1 protein-coding gene is annotated in these 643 nt (G+C 44.9%); it reads left to right on the top strand.

What is annotated here, in order from left to right:
- Positions 1-643 (top strand): M13-type metalloendopeptidase (locus ACFFGH_RS34420; protein ID WP_386677481.1); only part of this gene is annotated, 643 nt, incomplete at both ends.

Here is a 643-nt window from a genome sequence, read left to right as displayed (position 1 = left end):
GCCAAATTACAGGCCGATATCCCGGTTGCACACTGGCAAACCTATTTAAAATTCCACTTATTACGTGCTAATGCCGCCAATTTAAGCGAGCCATTTGCCAAGGCAAGTTTCGAGTTTTATGGCAAAACCCTAAGTGGCCAACAAGAACAACGTAGCCGTGAAAAGTTAGCCGTTAATGTGGTAGATAGTAATTTAGGTTTTATGGTGGGCAAAGAATATGTTGCGCGCCATTTTAAACCTGAAGCGAAAGCTCGTATGGATGTGATGATCGAAAATCTGCGGGTGGCTTTTAAAGAAGCCATCGACGAGCTGGCGTGGATGAGTGCAGAAACGAAAGTGAAAGCGCAAGCCAAATTAGCCAAGTTTAATACCAAAATTGGTTACCCCGATGTGTGGCGTGATTATGACTGTTTAACGATTGAGGCGAACGATTTGATTGGTAATTTGCGCCGTAGCAGCGAGTGTGAATATCAGCGAATGGTTAATCGTTTAGGGCAACCTGTAAATCGTGATGAGTGGGGCATGACACCGCAAACGGTAAATGCATACTACAGTTCAACCATGAACGAAATTGTGTTTCCGGCTGCGATTTTGCAACCGCCATTTTTTAACGTAGACGCGGATGACGCGGTAAACTACGGGG

It is taken from the genome of Lysobacter korlensis (genome assembly GCF_042434515.1).
The sequence above is the reverse complement of the archived record's forward strand: the minus strand, read 5'-3'. Positions and strand labels throughout refer to the sequence as shown.